Here is a 22,006-nt window from a genome sequence, read left to right on the forward strand (position 1 = left end):
AAGATAGCGCTTTGATTCAGGACCGGAGCTACATGAAGTTTTCCGGATCAACATCCGCGGTAATCTTTACGTTACTGTTTTTGTGTCTTTGGATAATCTCTCGCGCGATTTGATGCAGCACATTTATGTTCGTGCCTTTGATCAGCATCTGCCAGCGGAAGCGACCTCTGATTTTGGCCAGCGGTGATTCCGCCGGGCCGATAATTTCCGTGGTATTTCCATGACGCGCGCTCAGTTTTTTAGCCAATTTGCCTAGACGTTGTGCTTCTTCAACTAAAACGTCTTTCTTTACGGAAGATAAACGTAAATTGATTATCCGGCCAAACGGCGGATAGTGCAAAGCTTTGCGAAAATCAACTTCTTCTTCATAAAAAGATTTGTAATCGTGATTTTGCGCGTATTGCAATGCATAATGCTGGGGATTGAAGGTCTGGATTATTACTTTAGCCGGAGAATCGCCGCGTCCACCGCGTCCGGCAACCTGAGTTATCAATTGAAAGGTTTTTTCTGCGGCACGAAAATCGGGCATATTCATCGAGGTGTCAGCGGAAATTACGCCGACCAGCGTAATAAAAGGGAAGTCATGGCCTTTGGTAATCATCTGCGTGCCGATTAGAACATCAATTTTTCTTTGCTCCAGTGCATGAAGAATTTTTTCCTGAGTTCCTTTTTGGGAAGTGGTGTCGGAATCCATTCTTTGAATGCGGGCGTCAGAAAAAAGTTTTTCTATTTCTTTTTCAAGTTTTTGTGTGCCGACTCCGTAACTTAAAATACGGCTGCTTTTGCATGATGGGCAGAGAGGCAGAGATTTTATTGTGTAGTCGCAATAGTGACATTTGACCACGCCTTCCGCCGCGTGATTTTTCAAGGAAACAGCGCAATTGGGACATCGAAAATTATAACCGCAATCGGCGCAAACTAAAAACGTATCAAATCCACGTTTGTTGAGAAAAAGCAAAACCTGTTCTTTTTGAGCAAGCGTTTCCTTTATCCCTTCAATCAGGGCGTCGGAAAGAATGGGGACTTTCCCCGATTTTTCCTGCTGTGCTTTCATATCAACTATTTCGACTACAGGCATTGGTCTATCGTCCACGCGCCGGGGCAATTCCAGATAAAGGTATTTCTTTGTCTGCGCGTTGAAATAGGTGTGCACACTGGGAGTGGCCGAACCTGCAATTACAACAGAACAAGACATCTTTGCTTTCAGAATCGCCATATCGCGGGCGTTATAGCAGAGCCGTTCATCTTGCTTATAGGATGAATCATGTTCCTCATCAACAATAATCAGTTTTAAATTTTGCAGGGGAGCGAAAAGAGCGGAACGGGTGCCGATAACCAGATTGATCCGACCGCGTTTGATTTGACGCCACTGATCGTAGCGGACGGATTCGGCGATTCCGCTGTGAAGAACCGCTATTTTTTGTTCGTCAAATCTTCCCGCAACGCGCGATATTAGTTGCGGTGTAAGAGCTATTTCCGGAACAAGATAAATCGCGGAACCGCCGTCTTTCAGAACTTTTTCGATGGCTTTTAGATAAATTTCCGTTTTGCCGCTGCCCGTGACTCCGTGAAGAAGTACCGGCGCAAAGACGTTTTTCTCCAGATGACGCGAAATCTTTTCCATTACCTGAGCTTGTTGATCGTTGAGAATGATAGCGTCGTTGCTATTGCTAATTGCAGAATCAAGCGATGCGGTGCGCACTTTTTCTTTATCAGTAAAATTAATGATTCCTTTGTCGCGCAATGCTTTGACCACAGCACCGGAGATATTGGATTTTTCAATCAGATTATTGAGGGGTATCGCTCCGGTCTTTTGAATAAAATCAATTAGCTTTCCCTGTTTATCGGTTAATTTTGTCTCAGCGATTTTATCTTGCACGAGCGTCACAATTTTTTCGCTTAGAGGAGAAAGTTGCTTACTTTGTCTTTTTTCTATTTGGACAAGTCCAACCGATTGTAATTCCCGAGCCGCAGAAGAAATATTTTTCAGGCCGCTGATTTTGTTTATATTGTTAAGAGCTATGCCTTGAGGATACTGATGTAAAAATTCCATCAGTTTCTTCTGCGCTGGTGGCAGGTGGATATCCGTTTCCAATGTCAGAGGAATTATCCAAAAGAAATCTTTCTTTTCCGACCCGGAAGGAATCAGTTCGGCAAGTGTCTTGCCCAGCGGATACATGAAATAATTGGCAATCCATTGGTAAAAATCAAGATCGCTGGCGCTGAAAAGAGGTTCATCATCGAGTATCTCAGCAATGGATTTTATACTTTTCAGCTCGCAGGATTGATTTATCCCGACAATAAAACCGGTGCGTTTTTTATTACCGAAAGGGACAAAGGCACGTTGGCCGATTTTGACTCCCTGCTGTAAATCCGCAGGCACTTCATAAGTGAAGAGTTTATCTGATGGGATGTTTAAAGCAATATTCGCATACATGCAGTCTAACTATCACTTTTGATTTAAAAATGGAATTACTAATGGCACTCAAATAGTATTGTCATGCGGGACTTGATCCGGCATCCAGAAAACTATGGATTCCTCCGACATTCGTCGGACTTCGGGCCGTTTACTCCGGCGTATGCCGGATCCGCCGGAATGACGGGAGCCGGACTATTATGAGATTGTTAATATTTACAGGATTTTGTTTTCCTAAATAAAAAACGCCCCAATAATAGGGGCGTTTTGAGCAAGAATTTATATTGTGAGGTTATTCACCTTTTAGTTTTTCCAGTTTTTCCTGCTTGGTTTTACAATCGATGCAAAGAGTAGTAACAGGTCTGGCCATCAATCTTTTGTCGGAGATTGGTCCGCCGCAAACTTCACAAATACCAAAAATGCCATCATCGATCCTTTTGATAGCTTCCTGCATTTTCATAATCAGCTTGCGTTCCCTGTCGCGGATGCGTAATTCAAAATTTCTGTCGGATTCCAGAGACGCTCTGTCGTTAGGATCAGGATAGTTTTCCTTGCCATTGGTCATTTCGGAAACCGTTTTTCCTGCTTCGCTGAGCAACTCATTTATTTTTTGAGTAAGCAAAGCTCTGTATGTTTCCATTTTGTCTTGCTTTTGTTTTACGTTTGCCTGTTTTTCCAAAATATTCACTCCTTATATGAAAAAATCGGGTCGTCCTTATTACACAAGTGAATTTTATTTGTAAAGGAAAATCTTTGTCAATATAATTTTTTTATTATATTGGCTGATATCGTGATAATTCAATTAAAATCAATAACTTTATTGCCGGAACAATAAATTTGTTTAATTTTTTCCACGATATTGGTTGTGGATTTCCCCTCTACTTCGGGAATTATGACTACCCTGCCTCCCCATTTTTTTATTTCTTCCCGACCGACAACTTTTTCTTCCGGCCAATCTCCTCCCTTTATCAGAATATCCGGTTTTAGGTATTTGATCAATTCCAATGGTGTTGACTCTTCAAATATAGTTACAAAATTGATAAATTCAAGAGCGGCGAGAATTTCGGCCCTTTCTTTTTCATTAATTAAGGGTCTTTTTTCTCCCTTGATCGAGCGCACGGAGGAGTCGCTGTTGAGAGCGAGTACCAGTACGTCGGCGGTTTTTTTAGCTTCGCGCAAATAACGTACATGGCCGACATGTAAAATATCGAAACATCCGTTGGTAAAAGCTATTTTCTTTCCTTTTTTACGCAGGGCTTCCAGTTTATTCCGGAGAGCTTCTCTTTCTAAAATTTTATACATTCCCGCTCCTTATACTGAAATTAATTTTGGAAGACTCTGGCCAGTGTTAAAACGGAAACTTTTCGAGCTCCAGCCTTAATTAACGTTTTTGCGCATTCATTAACCGTTGCGCCGGTGGTGTAGACATCGTCAACAAGGATGATATCTTTGCCGGCGATTTTCTCCTTGTTACTTACTTCGAAAGCCTTCTTGATATTTTGCTTTCTTTCGTCTTTGTGCATACCGGTTTGTGTTTCAGTAAATTTGTGCCTTTTCAGCAAGGAAAAATTAACAGGAATTTGCTGTTTTTTCCCTATGGCGCGGGCCAGAATCAGAGATTGATTAAAACCACGTTCGCGGAGTCTTTTAATGTGCAGGGGCACGGGTATAATCAAAGAGTAATCAGTGAAATCGATATCAGGAAAGGAAAAGTCGGCCATAAAAGAAGACATCATTTCTCCGATGGATATATTGCGTTTGTATTTAAATTGGTGAATAGCGTTCAGTATAATGTTTTCGTAACTGAATACGGCGCGGGCATAAGAAAAATAAGGTCTCTTCTCCAGACAATCTCCGCATAAATGATTCTCAGCCGGACTATCGGGAAAAGTTGTACCGCAAATGGAGCAGATGCCGCCTTTTATAAAATTAATCTTGTCATTGCAAAGGGAGCAAAACATTTGACGGTCAAACGGATACAAAATTTCAGAACAGCCCGGACACTGGGGAGGGAAAATAACTTTACTTAAATCATTTAAAACTTCGCCGAAGATCATGCCAGTTCCTTGTTTAATCTTTTTATTTCCTTCTTATTTTCATCAATATTCATCCGGGGCGCATCCCACAGATTTTCTATGTTGTAAAATTCCCGGGCAGGTTCATAAAAAACGGAAATTACGACATCATCGTAATCAAGCAGAATCCATTGACCGTTGGTTTCGCCTTCGATACCCATAGGCCTGATTCCCGCTTTCTTTAAGAATTGTTGAATAGCTTGAGCGATTGCCTGAACTTCTCTTTCCGATGTTCCACTGCAGATAATCATGTAATCTGTAAAAGCAGAAATTTCTTTTAAATTTAAAACAACTATTTCTTTCGCTTTTTTCTGCAGGGTTGCATTGATACACAAAATAAGACGCTCTCTGGTTACATTTTTTTTGGCGGGCAAATAAACCTCCTTTTTAAAGCATGGGATTTTTGTAATATATGCCACAAATCAGAAGAATTGACAACTTCGCTCTACACTTTCGTTTTTATAAAAAAAATTTATCAGAAAATATGGTTAGATAATACTGACATAAACGGATATTGATCTGACATTCAGTGTCAAGCCTCGTATCAACTTCTTTTTCCTCAAATTATTACTTGTGAACATTGTTCATGCTTCCATAAATAAATATATGTTGACATTATGAAATATGTTCGACCTATGCTATAAGTCAATAAACAATGACTCATCAATTTAAGAAGGAGGCGTTGTTCTATGCAATACTTTTCCTCCAACAAAAGCAGATTTATTCTTCGTATCTTATTTTTATTTACCTTGCTCAGTACTTGTATCTCTCAAAATCTTTACGCAGAAGACAACTGGAAGCTGATAAAAAATGATGATGGTATAGAAGTCTATGTCCGCCCATATAAAAATTCTGGTCTCAATGAATGCAAGGGTATCACTACGATTCCTGCTTCTATGGATATTATTTGTAGACTATTATCTGACGCTACATTACACAAAAAATTCGTACATAATAGCTATGAAAGTTTTGTCATTAAACCATGGGAAAATGGTCACCTTATACATTATATTGCATTGAAAGCACCTTGGCCTTTAAGGAACAGAGATATTGTTTATGATACTCACGGCGAAATTAATCCTGAAATGAACCGTATGATCTTTTATTGCCTGGCTGTAAAAGAACCTCTTGTGCCTTATAAAGATAGAACTGTTCGCATTACAAATTCAGAACATACATGGACGCTTGAAAAAATTAGTCCTGATAAGACGCGTGTAACGTATCAAAACTTTACTGAGCCTGTTGCAGCCTACGTTCCTGAATGGGGTGTAAATTTGATAACCAAAGAAACACCTTATTACTCTTTAAAAAACATGAGAAATATTGTCTTGGAATCAATCAAAGATTCTTCTTATAAGACGCTAGTTTGTCCAGAATTGCCGATAAAAACAGAAGTAAATAATAAGAACTTGCCATAGTACAGGATTCACGGACTATGTCCATCAAGCCAAGTATAAAGATAAACAAAATTAACTTGAAATATATATATAAAAAAGCCCGCTCTCAAAAGGGAGCGGGCTTTTTTATATAAGATGCAAGTATGGTGATTACTTTTTAGACTTCAATCCGGCTGCTTCACGAAGCGCATCCACACGATCCGTCTTTTCCCAGGGGAATCCCGGGCGGCCGAAATGACCGTAGTTGCAACTCTTGCGATAGCTCCAGCCTTTGGGTGTTGTCAGTCCCAAATCCTTAATCATCATTGCCGGACGGAAATCAAAAATATCTCCTTCCATGAGAATCTTTTCAATTTTTTGCTCCGGGATTGCCTCTGTACCATAGGTGCAGACATTGATGCTGAGCGGTGTGGCAACGCCAATTGCGTAGGCAATCTGGATTTCACATTTGTCGGCCAGTCTGGCTGCTACAATATTCTTGGCGGCATAACGGGCGTAATAGGCAGCAGAACGATCTACTTTGGAGGGATCTTTGCCGGAAAAAGCACCGCCGCCGTGAGAACCGACTCCTCCATAAGAATCCACGATAATTTTCCGACCCGTGACACCGGAATCGCCACTGGGGCCGCCGATTACAAATCGACCTGTAGGATTAATCAAAAATTCCGTCTTGTTGGTCAGCATTCCCGTCTTGTCGAGAACCTGATGAGCGATTTCTATCAAATCCTTGCGAATTCGTTTTAACGGTACGTCGCATGTCTGATGGGAAATAACGACGGTCGTAATTTTCACGGCTTTTCCATCTTCATGTAATACGCTGACCTGCGCTTTGGAATCGGGGCGGAGATATTCAATAGCCTTTTCCTTGCGGAGTTTAGTCAGCTCCTCCAGTAATCGATGCGAATAAACTATGGGAGCAGGCATCATTTGCGGGGTGGCATATGAAGCATAGCCGAACATCATACCCTGATCACCGGCACCCTGATTTTCAGGCTTATCACGGTCGACACCTTGTTTGATATCCGGTGATTGACCGTGAATGGCGGAAACGTAATTAAAAGTGTCCCAGCTGAAGTTCTCGCACGGGTCATCGTAACCGATGTCTTTGACGACTTGTCGCGCGATGGCCTGGGGATTGATTTTGTTCCAGTTTTTACAGGTGATTTCTCCTAGATTAACGACGATATTCGGTCCCACAGCCGTTTCGCAGCCTACGTGAGAATGCTTATCCTGCTCCAGGCATGCGTCCAGAATCGCGTCGGAAATCTGATCGCATACTTTATCCGGATGTCCTTCTGAAACCGATTCCGAAGTGTAAATGTGACGAGTGCTTAGTTTACTCATTTTATTTTTATTACCTCTCTATTAGATTTTGCGTTCATTTTTTTTGTGAAACTCCAATTCCGAAAGCATAGCGCAACGGAATTGGTAAGTTGAATCCCGACGCTGTCGGGACACAACGGAGTTATGAACACCATAGCTTTGGGATTCATACCCGTGATTCAAACTTCCTTAAAACAAAAAGCCCGCGCCAAAGGGCAACGGGCTCATTTTCTTTTGCACCAGCCTTTAGCACATTTTTAGAGCGGAGCAATTAACTTGTTTAAATCGCCGCTTTTGTTTGGTTTGATAAAACAAATCATAAACATTTTGTCAAGAAATTATTTTTTAAGAAGAATATCCATCATATTATCCGATACCTGAACGGCCACGACTTCTCCTGTGGCGCAAACCTGACCTTCGGCAATCAGTCTGGATTCCACTACAACTTTGCGCCCTCTGACTTCCTTGACTTTGCCCCGAATTTCAATTGGTCCATTTAAAGGTGTCGGCAACAAATAATTAACATGTAAAGAAGCTGTCAGAAAGCGAATCGGCGGTAAGGTGTCCATTTCGCGATTCTCCGCGCGATATTTGGCTGCCGCGGCCGTGCCGGTGGAGTGGCAATCAATCAGAGATGCGATGAGACCTCCATACGCCATACCGGGAATAGCCATGTAACAGGCCTTGGGTTGGTGAAGACAGACAGATTCATCTCCGTCCCAGTAACTTTTGATTTGCAGACCATCTTGATTAAGTCGTCCGCATCCGTAACAGTGGCTTAAATCGTCCGGATAGTAATCCTGAAACGCTTTTTTCTCCATGGTATCTCCTTTCTCAACTGAATGTAAGTTTTGTTCCCGACATGTTCAAAATAAATTGCTTAGGCATTTGTTTTTCCATAGCCATGATTGCTTTTCTGCCTGTACAGTGTGTTGGAATCACATAAGTCGGATGAATATTTTGAAGCTCCTGTGTCGTGCGATCATTATTCATGGCATTCATGCTTGTGCTGAACGCAGGCGATTCCCGAATCCCTAAGGTTGCCAGCGAGCCAGCTTTCCGTTACGGCTTTCACATCACCGGAACATCCGCGCAAAACATCTATTCCCAGATTGTTCAGAACGTTTACTGCACCTTGTCCCATGTTCCCGGCCAACATAAGTTTCACGCCCTTCTCGGCAAGTGTCTGGGCAATATTCGATTTGCAACCGCAGCCAGAGGGCGAGGCGATTTTTTCTTCTGCCATGATTTTCTTTTGATCGTTAATTGTAAAGACCGTGAAATATTCACAGTGTCCAAAGTGTTCATCAATTTGATTTTGGTATGACGGTAACGCGATTTTCATGTATTGCTCCTTTAAAATTATTGATTGTTTGTTCCAGCCCTGCGGCCTTTCCCCTGGCCGCAAGATGTATTTTCGCCTAAATTAACTTCTTCGCCTTCGATCTTCAGCGCTTTCCCGTGCAGCAGAACGTCAGCTATTTTTTTGTGTGCCGCTTCAATTATCCTACCAAACGTCTGGCGGGAAATGTTCATTTTGGCCGCTGCTTCTTCCTGATACAACTGTTCATAATCCGCAAGACGAATAGCTTCAAATTCATCCAGATTCAAAACAATCTCCTCCAAATCCACAGTAGGTATTCCCCGTGGTTTGAAATAATTTTTGTCAGGCATTCCACCGATATTCCGGCGACATTTGGGGCGGGGCATTTGTCTTCATTGCTCCTTTTAGTTATTATAAGCATATGCCCATAACTTGTCAAAGAATAAATTTTTTCTGCTTACCAGAAAGTAAGATAAGAAGATGATTGTTCTTGCGTTTTTGCAATAATATATTTATTGTTAGAATACAATGAATGGCCGCAGTATTATTAATAGGGAACAAATAACCATGCGATTTCCTTCAGCTTTAAATAAAGAGGAGGGCATAAATATATGGGTATCACTAATGCGTTTCTGTATGTTTTCACAGGTTTGTTGGCCGGACTATTAAGCGGCCTCATCGGTATTGGCGGCGGAACTATTATAGTCCCGATTCTCGTAATATTTGCCGGTCTTTCCCAAAAAATGGCCCAGGGAACAACCTTGGCTTTATTGGTTCCACCAATAGGCATACTTGCCGCGTGGACATACTATAACAAGTATATGTTGATTTTCCAATTGCTGCATTAATCTGCGTTGGTTTCATATTTGGCGGTCTAATTGGCGCAAAATTTGCCACCAATTTATCTAATCAAACATTGGAAAGAATATTCGGAATAGCATTACTGATCATTTCTATAAAAATGATTTTCTCGAAGTAAAGATTGATAAAAGAATTATTGATTGACCACTATATTAAATAAGGATGTTGCATTTAAAAGGGGAATAAAGAGGAGATACGTATGGATAAGAATTTAGTGATTATAGGTGGCGGTGCGGGTGGCGCATCCACAGCCGCCGAAGCAAAACGCAATGACCCTTCTTTGAAAGTTACTATTCTGCAAGAAGGTAAGTTTGTTGCTTACGCATCATGTCCAACTCCTTATTATATTGGTAATCTCATCAAGGATGCTAACAATCTGGTTGCACGAACGCCGGAGAGATTCAGCGAAGATGGAATCGATGTGCAGCTTAATACTCCGGTTATAAATATAGATACTAAGGCGGGTGTCGCTGAAACAAAAGATAGCCGCCGGTTTCCCTATGATTTTTTAATGATGAGCACCGGAACCTCTGCGATTGTGCCAGACATTACCGGTATCGATCTGCCTGGTGTCTTTTTACTGAGAAATCTCGAAAATGCCATATCCATCAAAACATGGTTGCGAGAGAAAAATGCAAAGCGTGTTGTGATCATCGGGGGCGGTTTCATTGGCTTGGAAATGAGTGAAACACTGCATGCTGCAAACATTAAAACAACTATCATCCATAAGGATTCGCTGCCGGCCAATCGCTGGGACGCAGCCCTGTCTGCAATTATGCTCGAAGAACTACAAGCGCATGGCGTGGAATTCATAGCCAATGCACAAGCAAATGCTATTGAAAAAGGAACGAGTGCGCCGCTTAAAGTAACAACAGATAAAGGCTTTTGGGAAGGGGATCTGGTTTTATTGGCTGTAGGTGTTCGTCCAGACGCGCGACTGGCAAAATCCATCGGTCTCGATATAGGCAAAACCGGCGCGATTGCCGTAAATTTCGCTCAACAAACATCTTTGGAAAGTATATATGCGGCTGGTGACTGCTGTGAGTCATTTCATAAGGTCAGCCGCCGCTGGGTAAATATCCCTCTCGGTGATATTGCCAACAAACAGGGACGCGTCGCCGGACGCAACATCGCTGGCAAACCTTTAACTTTTGACGGCATTGTCGGCGCTCAGTCTTTCCGACTTTTTGATCTGGAATGCGCGGCAACCGGCCTATCGGAAAAAGAAGCTCTTGCCGTTGGGTATGTGCCGGTCAGTAACATTACGTGGGGTAGTGCAATGGCGCCTGCATTAGGTATGAGAAAAATCGGCCTGAAACTTATAGCCGATAAATCATCAGGCAAACTGCTGGGAGCGCAGGCTGTCGGAGTAGCCGGTGCTGTAGGCAGGATCAACGCGCTCTCCGTCGCACTCTGGGCTGGAATGGATCTTGATCAGATCGGCTATCTGGATCTGGCTTACGCACCTCCCTTCAGCGCGGCGTGGGACATCATTCATAATGCTGCGCAGGCGTTGCGCCGTATAATATAATGTTTTGTTTATTCGTGAAACTCCAATTCCGAAAGCGAAGCGCGGCGGAATTGGTAAGTTGAATCCCGATACATCGTGACAAAGCGGAGAGTATAATACCACGCAGCTTGCTTGCTTTGGGGTTTCATCCCCGTGATTGGTTACTCGCCTTCTGCCAGTTGTTCCAGCGCTTTATGATCGAGAATGGTGATGACACGGCCTGATGTGGAGAGGATACCGTCATTAGCCATTTTTCTGAGGGCTCGGGAAAGTGCTTCCGGCGTGGCGCCAATAATCTTAGACAGTTCACGTTGGGAAATCGTTAATTCCACCGCAGTTTTTTTGTCTGATGCATTCTTTGGTAATGAATGGCGCAGGAAAGATGCCAGCCGTCCGGGAATTTCTTTTAAGGCGAGAGATTCGATGAGGGCCATGGAATCCTTGAGGCGCTGGGATAGTATCTGAATGATGTTGAACAAGAGCGCTGGTTCCTGCCTTGCTGTTTCCTCCATGACCGTGCCGGGAATTAAAAGAACTGCAGCATCTTCAATGGCCATGGCGGAAGCCGGAAAGGAATCGGTTGCAAACGCCGTGCACAGACCGAAAGGATCTCCCGGACCGAGCAGTTGCAGGGTCTGTTCTTTGCCTTCCGCTGAACTCCGGTAGAGTTTTAACTGTCCGGAGATGACCACATAAAATGATCGGATAGGATCTGTTTCGCCGATAACCATCTCACCCGGTTTAAATTTTTTGTATGTTGCCTGCTGCGCCAGTAAACTTATTTTTTCTGAAGAAACTCCCTGAAACAGGCTAATATCCTTTATCTGTTTTGTAATATCCATATGAAAAAATATTCTCCCGCGTTGATTCAAATCAATGAAATATTAAATATCAGTGTGTATTCATAAAATCAAAATCAGATATTTTTTATCACAGATGCAAAAGAGAAACAAAATATATTATTTATAAGGAGAAACCGGAATGAGTAATTCAAAACGATTTAAGTGGACACACGAAAGTGTTGGTATTATAAATAAAACGATAATTCCCAGGTATATTGGAATAGGAGGCCAAAGCCTATGAATATGGAACAGTTGATTTCCGTAATATTACATTTCTTGAATAATTTGAATATTAATCATAACGCCCATTAATGGAGAAACAACCATGGAATTGAAAAGTTATCACAGGTTGATGGCATCCTGTTTTCTAGCGGCAATGATCGTGCTTGCCGGTATGACAGCAGGCTGCAAAGACAAGACGGAAGAGAAGGCGATTAAACGTCCTGAGATTACCGGTGTTGCTGTTTCTCCCGTTTTAATGTCAAAGGTTGACGATATCTATGAAGCCACCGGGACCGTGCGGGCAAACAGCACCAGCATTGTTGCCAGCCGGGTAATGGGTACAGTCACTTCCCTCTCTGTTCGGGAAGGCGACTCTGTGAAAGAGGGACAGGTTCTCTTGACTATTGATGACCGGGATGCCGCCCAGAGGGTGCGTGCCGCAGGTATGGCAGTGGAGTCGGCAAAACAAAGTCAGTCTTTGGCGGAAAAAACCTGGCGGCGGTATAAAAAACTCTATGATGAAAATGTCATTTCCCTCCAGGAGATGGACCAGATGGATGCGCGGAAGAAAGTAGCGGATGCCGAATATGAACGTATAAAGTCCATAGCGGAGGAAGCAGGGACGTACCTTTCTTTTGCCCGAGTTACCGCGCCGATCTCCGGCAGGATAACAGAGAAACGCATAGATGCCGGCAGTATGGCCACTCCCGGCATGCCCCTACTGGTTATTGAGAGCGGGGGCAGTTCTTACATCGAAGTGTCCATTGATGCCGGTCTCGGGGCTAAGGTAAAAACAGGCATGGTAGTGGAAGCCATCGTCGAGACCATGGATCGGCCTCTTCCGGGAATGATCCGGGAGGTTTTCCCTTCTGTTGATCCCTTATCCCGGACTTTTACGGTCAAGGTGGAAATCAGGAATGTCAATCTACGAAGTGGATTGTTTGCCCGTGTGCGGATTCCAGTAGGTAAGAGGGAGACAATCCTGGTGCCTGAAACAGCCATTGTTCAAAAAGGACAGCTAACGGGCGTTTATGCCGTTGATGGCCAAGGCATTGTCACGTATCGTCTGGTTCGTAAAGGAAACGCCTCTGCCGGCGGCACGGAGATTTTGTCGGGACTTACTGTAAATGACCGGATCATTACGGCAGGAATCGAAAAGGTAATAGATGGCGGTTTGATAACGGGAGAAAAAACAAAATGACAGGAATCGGGATTTCCGGAAAAATTGCCAGGGCCTTCATCAAGTCGAAACTCACGCCGCTCCTCGTCATTGCCGCCCTTTTGCTCGGGATATTTGCCGTCATTGTGACGCCCCGTGAGGAGGAACCACAGATTGTCGTTCCCATGATTGATGTATTTGTCAGCTATCCCGGGGCATCCCCTAAAGAAGTCGAAGAACGCGTGACGATCCCGATGGAGAAACTCCTTTGGGAGATCAAAGGGGTTGAATATGTCTATTCCATCGTTAAACCCGGCTCCAATATGACTATTGTCCGTTTCTACGTGGGCGAAAAAATGGAAGACAGCCTGGTGAAACTGTATAATAAACTGATGTCTAATTATGATATTATCCCGCCGGGAGTCTCGCAACCCATGGTGAAACCCAAATCCATTGATGATGTGCCGGTTCTGGCGCTCACTCTCTGGAGCAAACAGCCGCAATACACGGGTTATGAGCTCAGGAGAATTGCCACGGGGCTGTCCGATGAACTCAAGAAAGACGCCAATGTGTCGGAGTTTTCCATTATTGGAGGTCAGCGCCGCCAGATCAGAGTCACCATTGATCCCCAGCGTCTGCGGGCTTATCAACTGTCGCCCTTCCAGATTATGGATCGTCTGGAGAAATCCAATGTGGTCATTTCCTCCGGAACCTTTCCGATCGGCAACCGCGAAACGATCGTGGAGACGGGCCGCTTCCTGAACAATGTACAGGATGTAGGCAATCTTGTTGTCCATGTGTTTAATGGCCGGCCTGTTTATCTCAGGGATGTGGCGCAAATCGCCGACAGACCGGAGGAAGCGGCCAACTATGTCTTCATGGGCATGGGACCTGCGGCGGCAAAAAAAGGATTAGCAGGCGATGCCACCGGGCAGTATGAAGCCGTAACGATTGCCATTTCCAAACAAAAAGGAGCCAACGCCAGCGTCGTTGCCGATGAGGCGCTGAAGAAAGTAGAAGCGTTGAAGGGACAATTGATTCCGAATGATGTTCAGGTGACCGTGACCCGCAACTACGGGGAAACCGCCAAGGAAAAATCCAATGAACTACTTTATCATATGCTTCTGGCTACGATCTCGGTAATCATCCTCGTGGCCCTGTTTCTGGGCTGGAGAGAATCCATCGTGGTGGCCGTTGCTGTTCCGGTAACTCTCGCGTTGACGCTTCTGATCAACTACCTCTATGGTTATACTCTGAACCGCGTGACTTTGTTCGCCCTCATCTTTTCCATCGGCATTCTGGTCGACGACGCTATTGTTGTCGTGGAAAACATCAACCGCCACTTCCGAATGCACAAGATTCAGCCGCTGACGGCGGTGTACGCGGTAGACGAGGTGGGCAATCCTACAATCCTGGCGACGTTTACCGTTATTGCGGCATTGATGCCCATGGCCTTCGTTTCCGGTCTGATGGGACCGTACATGCAGCCCATTCCTGTCGGCGCGTCGGCGGCGATGGTTTTTTCCCTGCTGGTTGCTTTCATCGTCAGCCCCTGGCTGGCCTACATCGTTTTGAAGAACGTCCGTCATGGTCTGGGTCATGATGAAGAGAAACAAGGGCTGGCCCGCCTCTACGAGAAACTGCTTGGCCCCCTGATTGATGCCCGGAAGAAGCGTCTTATCGCCTTCGCGGTCATCGGCTTCCTGCTGATGCTGGCCTTTGTCCTCGTTCCTCTGAAGCAAGTCACCATGAAGATGCTTCCTTTCGACAACAAAAGCGAATTGCAGGTGATTATCGACATGCCCGCGGGACGAACACTGGAAGAAACGGCCGCTCTCACGCGGGAAATGTCCGAGTATCTAAAAACCGTGCCGGAAGTGACGGATTATCAAGCCTATGTGGGCACGGCATCGCCATACAATTTCAATGGTCTGGTGCGTCATTATTTCATCCGTTCAGGAAGCAATGTTGCCGATATCCAGGTTAATTTCGTGTCCAAAGGCGAGCGCAAGGACCAGAGTCACGATATTGCCAAACGCATGCGTCCTGAATTGAAGCGCATTGCCGATCGCTATGGCGCGCGGATCAAAGTAGCGGAACTTCCGCCCGGTCCGCCGGTTTTAAGCACCCTTGTTTCGGAGATCTACGGTCCGGAAACATCGCGTCAGATTGAAATCGCCAAACAGGTGCGGGATATTTTTGAAAAGACATCCGGCGTTGTTGATATCGACTGGCTTGTTGAGGCCGATCAGCGCAAGGTCATGTTCGATGTTGACCGGGAAAAAGCGGCTGACAGCGGAATCAGCACGGAGAGCATTGCCCGGAGTCTGCGCATTGCACTGTCGGGAGCCTCAGCCGGCCTTGTACACATGGATAGAGAGAAGGAACCCGTAGATATTTTTCTGCGCCTGCCGCAGGAGCTGCGCTCAAATCTGGCCGTGCTTCAATCCATGACCATTCCCTCCCCATCGGGTGCACTTATCCCTCTGGCAGAGTTAGTAAAGACCAGAGAAGGGATTGAAGAGAAAACAATCTACCATAAGAATTTGAAGAAAGTAACCTATGTGACAGGTGATGTAGCCGGAACCGAAGAGAGTCCCGTCTATGCCATTCTGAAAATGAAATCGGACATCAAAAAGTTGAAACTCTCCGAAGGATATGAGCTGCAGCAGTTTTACACGACGCAGCCCCGGCTGGAGGGACGTTATTCCATGAAATGGGATGGTGAGTGGCACATCACCTACGAAGTATTCCGGGATCTGGGTGTTGCCTTTGCCGCTGTGCTTATCATCATCTATATTCTGGTTGTAGCCTGGTTCCGGAGCTTTGTGACGCCGCTGGTCATCATGGCTCCGATTCCCCTGACACTCGTGGGGATCTTGCCCGGCCACTGGGTTTTCGGCGCCTTTTTTACGGCAACATCCATGATCGGATTCATTGCCCTGGCGGGGATCGTTGTGCGAAATTCTATTTTGCTTGTGGACTTCATTCAGATGGAATGGCAGGAAAAGGGCGACCTGCGTCAGGCGCTGATCCGCGCAGGAGCAGTGCGTTTCCGGCCTATCGTTCTCACAGCCGCCGCTGTCGTTGTCGGATCCTTCGTCATGCTTCTTGATCCAATCTTTCAGGGATTGGCCATCGCCATGATGTTCGGAGCCGTGGCCTCGACAATGCTCACACTCGTAGTTGTTCCGCTGCTCTACTATGAATTTTTCAAAAATAAGAAGTGCCCGATGGAGAAAGAACAGGTGCCGGAGGACGAAGGCATCTGATGCATCAGTTCTCCTAGAATCTGACAACCAGTCTTCGAATGGGCTACCAAGTTAGCTTAAACCTTATTTGCTAATATCCATCTGCAAAAAAATATTCTCACGCGTTGATTTAGATCAATGCAATATTAAATAGCAGGGTGTATTCATAAAATCAAAAGAAGATAGTTTTTACCGCAGACGTAAAAAAGAAACAAAATAAATCATTTATAAGGAGAAAAAAATGAGTAATTCAGAATTTGTGAAACACGCTGATGATATTAATTTCAATACAGTAGTCTTAAAAGAAGAAAAGCCGACTTTGGTGGATTTCTGGGCGCCCTGGTGCGGTCCTTGCAGGGCAATCGGTCCGATTTTAGAAGAGCTTGCGGTCGAATACGGCGAACGGGTCAACATAGTCAAAGTGAATGTGGATGATAATCCGGCAACAGCCTCTCAGTATGGGGTTCGGAGCATACCGACATTGATCCTGGTTAAAAACGGTACAGTGCAGGATACTAAGGTTGGCTTGTTATCCAAAAATCAACTTGTGCAGTTGCTTGATAAGAATTTGAACTAACGGATGAAAGGGGAGGCGGTTTTGCCGCCTTCCCTTAAATAGAATAAAGAAGGCAAAAAATGAACGATACATTGATTTTAATTTTGGTTTTGGCGACGTGGGTTTTTGTACAGGCCTGGCTATTGCCGCGCATGGGAGTCTCCACTTGAGTGAGGCAGGCTTGTCCGGTCAAGGACAAGAAGAAAAGAACGGATGTGGAAAGCGATAAGAAAAGCAGCTAACATTTTTTCTGTATGGTCTGGTAATTAATTATGTTGTTTGGCTAATGTATTGGTGGTAAAAAATAGTCGCAGTATTATCAATGTCTGGAGGAAGCAAGATAAATACTAAAAAGCGCAATTTCGATCAGGAAGCCGCTAACTGGGATCAGGTTCCCGGCCGTGTAAAAGTGGCTCAAGATATTGCTCAGAGCATGATCCGGGAAATAACCTTAACGCCCGATATGGACGTTCTGGATTTCGGTTGCGGCACAGGATTGCTGACACTTGCCTTGCAGCCTTTTGTCCATTCCATAACCGGCGTGGATAGCTCCCCGGCGATGCTTGATGTTTTTAAAACAAAGATCAGAGAACAAAACCTGAAAAAAGTAAAAGCTAAATACGTTGACCTTGATAAGGGTGATGTTCTGACTGATTCTTATCATCTGATTGTCAGTAGCATGACCTTGCATCACATTAAGAACACGCCCGCTTTGTTAAAACAATTTCATTCGGTTTTACTCCCATCCGGCATACTTGCCATTGCTGATCTGGATCTGGATGACGGCCAGTTTCACAGCAATAATGAAGGTGTATTCCACTTTGGATTTGATCGGGAAGCTTTGCGCCTTATATTGATGGATTCAGGATTCCGAAATATTCGATCACTTAAGGCGGCCGAAATTGAAAAACCAGTTGGTAATGGTAAAAACCGACTGTTTACAATATTCCTGATGACGGCCTGCAAATAGAAATTAGTCAAATCCCATCCTGCTGCATGGAATTCTCTGGCTTCCGCCGTGGGAAACTCCGCTAAAATATTTTTGATTGTTGTGAAATCCCGACACGCTACGCCATCGGGATAATTCAACTTACAAGTTTTAGTGCACTATGTTTCTAAAACTTGAGTTTCATTAAAAAAGTAGCTATGGTAATAAGGTGTATAATTTTACCAGTGTAATATTAAGGGTTTTGTCATGCAGAGTATCATAAGCAAAGTTCACGCTCATATGCCGTATCATCTTCTGCCCAAGTATTTGAAGTCTGTTCTTCAACAGAAGCTTAATCTGGAAATATATTTTCATCATTGGATTTTGCAGGATTTGGATAAATCAAAATGTTTGGAAACGGCAAAACTTTTAGCCGAGAACGGTTTAAAAGTAACTTTCCATGCTCCTTTTTTGGATCTGCGTCCGGCGGCCCTGGATGATAAAATCCGGCAGACGAGTCTTGACCGGATTAAGCAGGTCTTTGATTTAGCGCCTTATTTTCATCCTTTAAAAATCGTTTGCCATCCATCTTTTGACGACCGTTATTATGTGTCGGCAGATGATTTGTGGCTGGAGAACAGCGTTAAAACATGGACAGAGTTGATTGCGCGGGCTAAAGACGCTAAAACAATTATTGCCCTGGAAAATGTGTATGAAAAAAATCCGTATATTTTACGGCGTCTTTTCGATGCGCTGTCTTCAGATAAAATTTGTTTTTGTTTTGATACCGGACATTTCAATGTCTTTTCTCATGAGCCGCTTGATATTTGGCTTACGGAGTTGGGAAAATATTTAGGACATCTTCATTTGCATGATAATTTCGGACGGTTGGATGAGCACCTTCCAGTAGGCAATGGTACATTTCCTTTTGCAGAATTTTTTCAAATTCTTAAAAAAATAAAAGTAAAACCGACTATAACACTGGAAGCTCATAATCCCGATACTTTCTTGCAGTCGGTAAAGAATGTCAAAGATATGAAGCTGTTGTTTTTCTAAAAAGAGATGAATTGATTATTTTCAGAGGGAAAAATTGTTAAGGTACATATTAAAAAGAATATTGTTTATGATTCCGCTTCTACTGGGGATTACGATAATTTGTTTTTTCGTTATGCATCTGGCTCCCGGTTCTCCCACAGACTTGCAGACTCAAATGAATCCCAAGGCTTCCGCGCAGATGAAGGAACGTCTTCAGGCTTTATATGAACTGGATAAGCCGGTTCATGTTCAATATTGGTCATGGCTGAAAAAAATCAGCCATGGTGATCTGGGTGTTTCGTTTTCGTCCGACCACCGGCCCGTTAACGCAAAGATTATGGAACGTCTGCCCATTACCATCATTATAGAATTTCTTTCTCTTCTGATTATTATAGCCATTGCCATACCGATAGGAGTGCTTTCCGCTGTCCATCAGAATTCGCTTTTTGATAAGATCGCCGGAGTGTTCGTTTTTATTGGATTCGCGATTCCAACTTTCTGGCTGGCTTTATTATTAATGATATTTTTCGGCATCAATCTGGGATGGTTGCCTATTTCCGGGTTGCGTTCTTTAAATTATGAGTACCTTACACCCTGGGCGCAGTTTATTGATTTAACCAAACATTTGGTATTACCGTTATTCATTTCTTCCTTTGGAGGATTGGCCGGTCTTTCCCGTTACATGCGCGCAAACATGCTGGAAGTCATCAGGCAGGATTATATTATGACTGCCCGAGCCAAGGGATTGAGTGAAAGGGATGTAATTTACAGACATGCGCTACGCAACGCGCTTCTGCCGGCTATAACAATCCTGGGACTTTCCATTCCCGGTCTTATCGGCGGTAGTGTTATTTTTGAAACTATTTTCGCTATTCCAGGCATGGGACAGCTTTTTTATATGTCGGTTATGGCCAGAGATTACCCGACGATTATGGGTATTTTGCTCATTGGCGCAATATTAACACTTTTAGGCAATTTAATTGCCGATGTGTCGTATGCTGCTGCGGATCCTCGTATCCGCGTTTCATAATGGCTTTTTAAAAAGTCCATGTGTCACTTCGAATCCCGATGTGTCGGGATGAGAAATCTAGATTGATGATAAAGAAAGATTTCTCGTCGTCCCGACTAGTCGAGACTTCTCGAAATGACACAAGATAAATTATGCAAAGGTTTCATAATGACGGTATTAAAAATATGAATCTTTGGGAAACATTATACAGAAACAAATTGATGCTTGCCGGCAGCGGCCTTGTTTTGTTGCTGTTGTTTATATCGCTTCTGGCACCATGGCTGGCTCCTTATGATCCCGGTCAAATTGATTTGACCAATGTGCTGGCATCGCCCTCATTGCAACATTTATTCGGAACGGATCAACTAGGGCGTGATGTATTGTCCCGTATGATCTGGGGCGCGAGAATATCATTGAAAGTAGGATTCGTGGCTACCGGTGTGGCCATAATTATTGGGACCATCCTCGGGGCTGTAGCGGGATATTATGGCGGTTGGGTAGATTCAGTGATAATGCGGTTTGTAGATATTATGCTTTGCTTTCCCACTTTTTTCCTGATTCTGGCGGTAATCGCTTTTCTGGAACCTTCTATCTGGAATATCATGATCATTATTGGTTTGACAGGTTGGATGGGCGTAACAAGGCTGGTAAGGGCTGATTTCATTTCATTGCGGGAAAGGGACTTTGTTAAGGCGGCAAGAGCCATAGGAGCCGGCGACTTGCGGATCATTTTCTTGCATATCCTTCCTAACGCTATGGCTTCGATTCTGGTTGCGGCGACATTGGGTATTGCCGGGGCGATACTTACCGAATCGGCCTTGAGTTTTTTAGGCATTGGTGTGCAACCTCCTACGCCCAGTTGGGGCAATATTTTGACTGCGGGTAAAGACAATATCGATATTGCCTGGTGGCTTTCTTTTTATCCGGGCCTGGCTATATTGATTACTGTTGTGGGTTACAATCTCCTGGGAGAGGGAATAAGGGATTTGCTTGATCCGCGCCTGAAAAAATGACGTCTTCCTTCTGGTTTTTGTTCAGGCTTGATTAAATTGCAAAAATGTAATAGTAGTCGGCTCGTTCAATTCACGCAAGGAGAAGAGATTAACATGCCCCAAAAATTTGATGCAGAATTACTTGACCTTGATAAACGTATTGCTTCACGCAAGGTCTTGCTCGGCGAGGTTTCCGAAAAAGAATTACAAAACCTTTTGAAAAAACTTCCTGACGTTGCGGATAATGCCGAGGAAGTTAGTCTGGATGAAAACGAAAAATAGTTTCCTATGCTTATTGATTCCCACGCCCATTTGGAAATGAGAGAGTTTGATTCTGACCGCGAGGAAGTGATCAAACGATCCAGAGAAGCGGGAGTTGATTTTATTATCACTGTGGGAATAAATTTAGAATTCAGCCTCAAAGCTGTTAACCTTGCCCAAAAACATGAAAATATTTATGCAGCAATAGGCATACATCCCCATGATGTAGTAAACGCTGATAATAGCACCTACGACGCTCTTAAGGAGCTTGCGCACAGGAAAGAAGTTGTTGCCTATGGCGAAATCGGGTTGGATTTTTTCCGTAATCTTTCACCTCAAGAAAAACAATTAGAAGCATTTGGCCGGCAACTGGAATTGGCTCAGGAACTTAATCTTCCTGTCATTATCCATGATCGTGAAGCTCATAAGCAGTCTATCGAAATCGTTAAATCATCAAGGGTGCGCCGCGGAGTATTTCACTGTTTTTCCGGAGATTACGAAATGGCTAAAAAGTGCACTGATCTTGGATTTTACATCTCAATTCCCGGCGTGGTGACATTTGATAAATCTAAAACACTTCAGGAAGTCGCCCAGCGCCTTCCTCTTTCTAATTTATTGCTGGAAACGGATTGTCCCTATCTTGCCCCTGTTCCGCACCGCGGCAAAAGGAATGAACCTTCTTATGTTATTCATACGGCAAAAAAAGTGGCTGAAATCAAAAAAGTTTCATGGGAAGAAGTTGCTGAGGTAACTGCTTGCAATACAATGAATCTTTTTGGTATTAAAGCTACCGGCATTAATTAGCTGTATATTCTTCAATAAATATTATTATATTCGATATCGAA

The 22,006-nt window shown here is 44.0% G+C and carries 20 protein-coding genes and 1 pseudogene; 11 read left to right on the plus strand and 10 right to left on the minus strand.

What is annotated here, in order from left to right:
- Positions 1-28: 28 nt before the first annotated feature.
- From CVU62_12975 to rsfS, 5 genes are all read right to left on the minus strand, one after another.
- Positions 29-2,437, minus strand: a complete 2,409-nt coding sequence (locus tag CVU62_12975) for a primosomal protein N' (protein ID PKN37001.1) — start codon at positions 2,435-2,437, stop codon at positions 29-31.
- Positions 2,438-2,708: 271 nt separating this feature from the next.
- A complete protein-coding gene (gene dksA, locus CVU62_12980; GenBank protein ID PKN37046.1) occupies positions 2,709-3,056 on the minus strand; it encodes an RNA polymerase-binding protein DksA in 348 nt (115 codons plus the stop codon).
- Between the two features lie 158 nt (positions 3,057-3,214).
- Positions 3,215-3,718 (minus strand): D-glycero-beta-D-manno-heptose 1-phosphate adenylyltransferase, encoded by a 504-nt coding sequence (gene rfaE2 / locus CVU62_12985; GenBank protein PKN37002.1) that lies wholly within the window; start codon positions 3,716-3,718, stop codon positions 3,215-3,217.
- 20 nt (positions 3,719-3,738) lie between these two features.
- Positions 3,739-4,473, minus strand: coding sequence for a competence protein ComF (locus tag CVU62_12990; protein PKN37003.1), 735 nt, complete (start codon positions 4,471-4,473; stop codon positions 3,739-3,741).
- Positions 4,470-4,826: a ribosome silencing factor gene (rsfS, locus tag CVU62_12995; protein PKN37047.1), complete on the minus strand. Its 357-nt coding sequence runs from the start codon at positions 4,824-4,826 to the stop codon at positions 4,470-4,472. The genes CVU62_12990 and rsfS overlap by 4 nt, the downstream gene beginning before the upstream one ends.
- Before the next feature lie 354 nt (positions 4,827-5,180).
- On the opposite strand from rsfS, the gene CVU62_13000 reads away from it, so the two are divergent.
- Entirely contained in the window at positions 5,181-5,909 is a 729-nt protein-coding gene (locus CVU62_13000; GenBank protein ID PKN37004.1) for a hypothetical protein, read from the plus strand.
- Positions 5,910-6,038: 129 nt separating this feature from the next.
- Here the strand turns inward: CVU62_13000 and CVU62_13005 are convergent, their stop codons facing one another.
- The 4 genes from CVU62_13005 to CVU62_13020 form a co-directional block, all read right to left on the minus strand.
- Positions 6,039-7,232, minus strand: a complete 1,194-nt coding sequence (locus CVU62_13005; protein ID PKN37005.1) for a methionine adenosyltransferase — start codon at positions 7,230-7,232, stop codon at positions 6,039-6,041.
- 317 nt (positions 7,233-7,549) lie between these two features.
- Complete coding sequence (locus tag CVU62_13010) at positions 7,550-8,032, minus strand: thioesterase (GenBank protein ID PKN37006.1); 483 nt, start codon at positions 8,030-8,032, stop codon at positions 7,550-7,552.
- A gap of 164 nt (positions 8,033-8,196) precedes the next feature.
- Complete coding sequence (locus CVU62_13015; protein PKN37007.1) at positions 8,197-8,556, minus strand: dinitrogenase iron-molybdenum cofactor biosynthesis protein; 360 nt, start codon at positions 8,554-8,556, stop codon at positions 8,197-8,199.
- Between the two features lie 17 nt (positions 8,557-8,573).
- Entirely contained in the window at positions 8,574-8,921 is a 348-nt protein-coding gene (locus tag CVU62_13020) for a hypothetical protein (protein PKN37008.1), read from the minus strand.
- A 225-nt stretch (positions 8,922-9,146) separates the two neighbouring features.
- Here CVU62_13020 and CVU62_13025 point away from each other — a divergent pair.
- Positions 9,147-9,514, plus strand: a pseudogene (locus tag CVU62_13025) (permease).
- Between the two features lie 81 nt (positions 9,515-9,595).
- Entirely contained in the window at positions 9,596-10,927 is a 1,332-nt protein-coding gene (locus CVU62_13030) for an NADH oxidase (GenBank protein PKN37009.1), read from the plus strand.
- 140 nt (positions 10,928-11,067) lie between these two features.
- Here CVU62_13030 and CVU62_13035 read toward each other — a convergent pair whose 3' ends face one another.
- Positions 11,068-11,748, minus strand: a complete 681-nt coding sequence (locus tag CVU62_13035) for a Crp/Fnr family transcriptional regulator (GenBank protein ID PKN37010.1) — start codon at positions 11,746-11,748, stop codon at positions 11,068-11,070.
- A 325-nt stretch (positions 11,749-12,073) separates the two neighbouring features.
- On the opposite strand from CVU62_13035, the gene CVU62_13040 reads away from it, so the two are divergent.
- The 8 genes from CVU62_13040 (at position 12,074) to CVU62_13075 (ending at position 21,965) form a co-directional block, all read left to right on the plus strand.
- A complete protein-coding gene (locus tag CVU62_13040) occupies positions 12,074-13,171 on the plus strand; it encodes a hypothetical protein (GenBank protein ID PKN37011.1) in 1,098 nt (365 codons plus the stop codon).
- A complete protein-coding gene (locus CVU62_13045) occupies positions 13,168-16,401 on the plus strand; it encodes a multidrug transporter AcrB (GenBank protein ID PKN37012.1) in 3,234 nt (1,077 codons plus the stop codon). Before CVU62_13040 ends, CVU62_13045 begins: the two co-directional genes overlap by 4 nt.
- Before the next feature lie 220 nt (positions 16,402-16,621).
- On the plus strand, positions 16,622-16,957 hold the full coding sequence (gene trxA, locus CVU62_13050) for a thioredoxin (GenBank protein ID PKN37013.1): 336 nt from the start codon (positions 16,622-16,624) through the stop codon (positions 16,955-16,957).
- A gap of 319 nt (positions 16,958-17,276) precedes the next feature.
- On the plus strand, positions 17,277-17,906 hold the full coding sequence (locus CVU62_13055) for an SAM-dependent methyltransferase (GenBank protein PKN37048.1): 630 nt from the start codon (positions 17,277-17,279) through the stop codon (positions 17,904-17,906).
- Positions 17,907-18,131: 225 nt separating this feature from the next.
- Positions 18,132-18,920, plus strand: a complete 789-nt coding sequence (locus tag CVU62_13060; GenBank protein PKN37014.1) for an AP endonuclease — start codon at positions 18,132-18,134, stop codon at positions 18,918-18,920.
- 34 nt (positions 18,921-18,954) lie between these two features.
- The gene (locus CVU62_13065; GenBank protein PKN37015.1) at positions 18,955-19,929 is read left to right on the plus strand and encodes a diguanylate cyclase; all 975 of its coding nucleotides are present in this window, start codon (positions 18,955-18,957) and stop codon (positions 19,927-19,929) included.
- A 164-nt stretch (positions 19,930-20,093) separates the two neighbouring features.
- Positions 20,094-20,921, plus strand: coding sequence for a peptide ABC transporter permease (locus tag CVU62_13070; GenBank protein ID PKN37049.1), 828 nt, complete (start codon positions 20,094-20,096; stop codon positions 20,919-20,921).
- Positions 20,922-21,188: 267 nt separating this feature from the next.
- Entirely contained in the window at positions 21,189-21,965 is a 777-nt protein-coding gene (locus tag CVU62_13075) for a hydrolase TatD (GenBank protein PKN37016.1), read from the plus strand.
- Positions 21,966-22,006: the final 41 nt, after the last annotated feature.

The organism is Deltaproteobacteria bacterium HGW-Deltaproteobacteria-2, from assembly GCA_002840505.1.
In the GTDB taxonomy this organism is placed as follows: domain Bacteria; phylum Desulfobacterota; class Syntrophia; order Syntrophales; family Smithellaceae; genus Smithella.